Below are 5,431 nucleotides of genomic sequence, written 5' to 3'. Positions count from 1 at the left end.
GCCAATGCCGGGACGCGTCCCGGCATTGGCGGCGACGGCGTCAACTAGGGAATTTTCGTTGCCCCTTTTTGCGGAATATTCATCGCCCGATGACAACGGCGCGCGTTGCTGACGAGGAGGTCGCGCAGGCACAGGCCATTCTTCAGCGTTCCAACTGGGTCGACCTCGAACAGCGTCGCGCTTCTTATGCCGAGCAAGGCTGGAGCGGTTTCGACGAGACGCTCGATCCTACAGCCCGGCACAGATCGAAAGAGCGGGCGAGATATGCCGGCCGTGGGACGCTTATCTGACAATAAAACATCAAGGCCGCCCACATGGGCGGCCTGGTGCCCGCGCCGAGGAGTGTTTCGCAGTCATCCCTCTGTGCTCAAGGCGTTTGCCAGGGCGCCCAGACCGAAGGATGCGCCGAAAGCATAGATTTGCAGTCCGACAGCAAGCAGGTCTAGCCCCTCGCCGTGGCCCAGAGCGCGCGGGGTCAGAGAGAAGGTCGCTGCGTCTGGCAGAAATCTCACCAAAATTGAGTAAGACGAAACGGATCGGCGTCGGCATTGATGAACCTCACGAATCATCTCAAACCTTATGGAGAATGAGTTCCAATTGCCTGCAATAATTTGATCGCGGACTCGGTCGAGCAGCGCAATCAGGACCGTGTCCGACCGTGATGCAGCGACGTCTCGGCGCGAAACACTGGCTCCACCAGACCAACTATTCGTAGCAAGCGTCGCCAGCCACTTCTGGCAAACGGCCTACATCCGAACGCAATCTAAACACCCCTATCTATCACCTGTCCTTCAGGGAACACTGCCCTTCAAGCGAGTTGGGTTCGGCATTCGCAGCGCGCGATGTCTCTCGTGTCCGGTGTGGAATGATGGAGTTGATTGGGCGAGGAAAAGGGCGACCAGTCGATGACGATGAAACACGCAGCGATACACAACGGCGCGAGAGCAGCAATGACTAGGCGACCCCCGAGAGCCAACTGGACTTTTAACGTCATGGGAATAGCGGACCGGCAGAGACGATGATGGCATCCAACGGCGCTTTTTCCAACCCCTTGTGCCATCGCCAGCGCGGGCAGCCCCCCAAAACTGAGCGCGATCTGCGGCACGGCAGAAACCGACCGCCTTTGACCGCCGCCCATTTGAGGCTAGCGCCTATAGCAACACCCAGAAAGAGCCGCGACATAATCGATCCTACCGGGCTGATAGGGCCTTGCGCACAGTTAGCGTCGATCGCAAAAATGTCGGCGATGATGTTCGAGCATTTTTAGCGAAGACGACAGTCCGGCCGCTTCAAGTTTACTCCAACAAGCACGTTACTCAGCAGTCGCGAGACGTCCGCCTCCATCCGTGAGCAATCGCATTCTAGCTCCACCACATGGCGGGTCGTCCCGCCCTCTACCGCCTGCACCCGATCCCGTTGTGCAGCCGTGAAGCCATAGGCTTGCATGAGCTCCTTTAGCGCCGGGAATCGCAACGCTTCGAGGTGCCGACGGTACGCCGGCAGTCGTGTAATCAACCGTGCACGACCGATTGTTTCAAAGTCCACTTCAATCTCCAACGTCTAGCCGTGTGCGGAGTCAAAGCCGGAACTGACGAAAGGTTCCCAAGCCGGCCATATCTCGCGCAAGCTTCGATGGCCGGAGGGGGCGGGCCCGCAAGAACCGCGTCGAGGAACAGCCCATGGCCCGAATACAATCATCTCGCGCTCGAAGCGAGGCCAACCTAGGGCGATCCCGATCCGAGCCGAAAGCAAAATCTTGTTTCTGGTTGACGAAAGCGGCCTCTTGGGGCGCCACGCGCTCCAAGAGAAGAAGGGAACGGAGGGCCTCTCCCGTAATGCTAATTCACTGGCGGTGAAGCTTGTCCAAGCTTCACCGATGGTTCCCGGCCCCAGACGCGCAGTTTGCCGAGCTCGGCGACGAAGGCCGCCAGTCCATCCTCACCCGACAAGGGAAGCACCCCTTCGTCGAGTGCATCGGCGATCCCGGCTTTTTCCAGTAATGGCATCGCCGTGGGATCGTAACCAATGAACTTGCAGTGCTGGAATGCGTCGGCCACGAAATCGCGGGCGGTCGCCTCCTTCACCAGATCATCGATAGCATCGGCCGAGGGCAGCAAGGCGACAGCGTCGAAGAGGACGGAAGGTCCTCCGTCGATCATATGATGCGCCGCGATCCAGGTTCCGTCCGAGGCCGTAACGCCACCGACTTTCGGGGCAACCAGCTCGCAGACGGCTTTTTCCTTGATCGTTGCAGCCGTCAAATCCTTCAACATTTTCGCATCTACGCCATCGGTGATCAAAATACCGAGCTTGCGGCCCTCGAAGCGTTTAGGTCCCCGCTCGATGATGCTGAGCGCCGGTGACGGCTCAAGGTCCTGCCGGGTGGGCACCGCCGCGTCTGCTGGCTCCGGCATCGATTGGAAGCCCAGCTTCTGAGCGACCGTGGTCGCAAGCGTCTCGTCAATATTGAGGAGATGGGAAACCATGCGTTCGCGAATGACCGGTGTCTCGACCTTGCTCAACTCAAAGGTCAGCGCGGCCGCGATATGACGTTGCTCGGGCGAGGTTTGGCTGATGTAGAATTGTCGAGCCTGGCTGTAGTGGTCGGCAAAACTTTCCGGCCGGAGCCGCGCCTTGGTGCCATCCTCTTGGGCCGGGAAGTGGCGATAGCCACCCATCGGCGATTCCCGCGGGCCTTCCCCGAAAGAATTGGGCTGGTAGTTCACGCGGCCGGCGGGATTGCGCATCGCCATGTGCCCATCCTGCTGGAAATGCGCGAAGGGACACTTCGGCGCATTGATTGGCAGATGCGTGAAGTTAGGGCCGCCGAGGCGTTTCAGCTGCGTGTCGAGATAGGAAAAGTTGCGACCCTGTAGAAGTGGGTCGTTGCTGAAATCGATGCCGGGCGGCACATTCTGCGTCATGAATGCCACCTGTTCGGTCTCAGCAAAGAAATTGTCAGGCATGCGATCAAGAACAAGCCGTCCGACGGGCTGGGGCGCCAGAATCTCCTCGGGAATGATCTTCGTCGGGTCGAGGACATCAAAGTCGAAACTGTCTGCGAACTCCTGGTCGAAAAGCTGGACCTGCAATTCCCACTCTGGAAAATTACCGGACTGGATCGCCTGCCAGAGATCGCGGCGATGGAAGTCCGGGTCTGCGCCGTTGATCTTGACAGCTTCGTTCCAGGCGACGGACTGGAGCCCGAGCTTTGGCTTCCAGTGGAACTTCACGAAGGTTGATTCGTCCTTGGCATTGACGAGGCGGAAGGTGTGAACGCCGAATCCTTCCATGAACCGGAACGAGCGGGGGATGGCGCGATCCGACATCACCCACATGATCATGTGCATGCTTTCAGGTGTCAGGCTGATAAAGTCCCAGAATGTGTCGTGGGCTGACTGTGCCTGCGGGAAGGCCCGGTCTGGCTCCGGTTTCACCGCATGAATAATGTCGGGGAACTTGATTGCGTCCTGGATGAAGAAGACCGGTATGTTGTTGCCAACGAGGTCCCAATTTCCTTCGTTGGTATAAATCTTGACCGCGAACCCGCGAACGTCGCGCGCAAGATCGAACGATCCCTTGCTGCCGGCAACTGTCGAGAAGCGCACGAAAGCCGGTGTTCTCTCACCTGCTCGCTGAAAAACATCGGCGCGGGTATAGGCCGCAAGCGACTCGTAGGTCTCGAAATAGCCGTGGGCCCCGTAACCACGCGCGTGAACCACCCGCTCAGGAATGCGTTCATGGTCAAAGTGGAAGATCTTCTCGCGGAAGTGAAAGTCGTCTATGACGAGGGGACCGCGTGGCCCAACGCGTACCGAGTTCTGGTCGTCTGCCACGGGACCACCCTGAGCGGTGGTCAGCGAGGGCGTTTCGCCTTCGGCAATTTGATGCAACTCGCCACCGGCGCCGCGTTGGAGTTTCACGTCGTGAATTGTGGCTGTGTCAGAAGCGGTTGTTTTCTTGGCCATGATTGTGGTTCCTCGCTCGGGTACAGGGGTCAGATGTGTCGGGCAACGAAAAGGCCGCCCCTCGAGACGGCCTGATCAGGTTTCTGATCATCAGCTGACTTTCTTCAACGCCCCCTTGGCGTTGGCAGAGCTTTCGCCGAGCGCCGTCAGCATTTGGTCCGTCGCGATTTCTTCCTGGAGATTGGCGTCGAGAAGGAGGATCGCCTCGTCCAAACCGAGCTGCTTTGCCCACGCCTTGAGCGTACCGTAACGGGCGATTTCATAATGCTCGACGGTTTGGGCCGATGAGATAAGGCCGGCATCAAGAGCAACAGTGCCCTTGTATTCTTCCATGATCTCCTCACCTTCGGCGATGATCCCCTGGATTGCTTCACATGTCTTGCCGCGGGCGGGCTTGCCGAGCAATTCGAACACCTGCTCCAGGCGCTCAATCTGGCCTTCAGTCTCGTCGCGATGTTTGAGGAACCCGGCCTTGCCCTCCGCGGATTGAGCCGCGCGTGCCATTTTCGGCAGCGCCTTCAGGATCTGCTTCTCGGCAAAATAGATGTCCTTGAGGGTGTCGAGGAAAAGGTCGTTCAAGGTTTTCTCGGTGGCCATGTGGGTGTCCGATCAAATGTTCGAGTGAGGTGTGGACTCCTCCAACCATCGGGAATGGCCAACGTTCCATCGGTCGGAAAATAAAACTTCTGATCGGTGGCGCGTGCCCCGAACTCACTTCATCAGACCCGCCGATCGTAGTGCGCTCTCGATAACCGATTGGATTTTACTGCCGTCGTTCTCGGTTGGCCCCGTTGGCCGCTGCTGATTGTCCTCTGATGTTACACCTCGTGCGCTTTCTCTGCGCTCGAACGATGCAGCGATACCCTAGCTTGTTGCGATCTGAATTGTGGAAGGGACGCCGACATCGATGAAAGGCGCGCGCCGACCATAACCCGTGGAAGCGTCGATGGGGACGCCATGGCCCATGCCGGGTATCCGGTAGAGTTCAATGGCATCCATGCCGAGGTCGTCGCGCCAGACGGCGCGAGAGTAGCGCTCGTAGGTTTCGGATGATGTCGGATGTTTCGGCAGCGCGTGCAATCCTCGCCACTGGGCAACGATTGCGGCCGTATTTTCGATCGCCACGGCGTTGTCGCTCGTTCCATGCCAAACAGAAATGGTCGGCCGCGCCCTCATGCCGGAGGCGGCCCGGTGTGGGGGAGTCCATGGCCACGCATGCGATCGAACGCTTCAGGATGCTCGAGGCGGCGGCATAGGGAAGGCCAGAGACAATGGCACCGCCAGCAAAGACATCCGGGTAGTACGGGGGCGGCAATAAGGTTGCTGCACCGCACAATATTTCTTTTCGTATTTGAATGAATGGTGAGTCGTAAGCGGTGCATTGACCCCGTCTGGCGATAGCGGTGGATCGGGTTTATTCGTGTGAGCTCAGGGAATGAGCTTGGTATGAATTGCTATGTCTG

3 protein-coding genes and 1 pseudogene are annotated in these 5,431 nt (G+C 58.5%); 1 reads left to right on the top strand and 3 read right to left on the bottom strand.

The features are described from left to right. Nucleotides 1–290 (top strand): annotated as a pseudogene (locus ABIE33_RS36050) (hypothetical protein); the annotation flags it as partial. Nucleotides 291–1,838: 1,548 nt separating this feature from the next. On the opposite strand, the gene catE reads toward ABIE33_RS36050, so the two are convergent. The 3 genes from catE to ABIE33_RS36035 all read right to left on the bottom strand — a co-directional run bounded on the left by catE (nt 1,839) and on the right by ABIE33_RS36035 (nt 5,093). Next, nucleotides 1,839–3,968 carry a catalase C gene (gene catE / locus ABIE33_RS36045; protein ID WP_429133914.1) on the bottom strand — a complete coding sequence of 710 codons (2,130 nt, stop codon included), beginning with the start codon at nt 3,966–3,968 and terminating at the stop codon, nt 1,839–1,841. A gap of 90 nt (nt 3,969–4,058) precedes the next feature. Beyond that, complete coding sequence (locus tag ABIE33_RS36040; protein WP_429133912.1) at nt 4,059–4,565, bottom strand: ferritin-like domain-containing protein; 507 nt, start codon at nt 4,563–4,565, stop codon at nt 4,059–4,061. A 267-nt stretch (nt 4,566–4,832) separates the two neighbouring features. Then, the gene (locus ABIE33_RS36035; protein WP_429133910.1) at nt 4,833–5,093 is read right to left on the bottom strand and encodes a hypothetical protein; all 261 of its coding nucleotides are present in this window, start codon (nt 5,091–5,093) and stop codon (nt 4,833–4,835) included. Nucleotides 5,094–5,431 lie beyond the last annotated feature (338 nt).

The sequence above is a fragment of the Ensifer sp. 4252 genome (assembly GCF_050434565.1).
In the GTDB taxonomy this organism is placed as follows: domain Bacteria; phylum Pseudomonadota; class Alphaproteobacteria; order Rhizobiales; family Rhizobiaceae; genus Ensifer.
The sequence above is the reverse complement of the archived record's forward strand: the minus strand, read 5'-3'. Positions and strand labels throughout refer to the sequence as shown.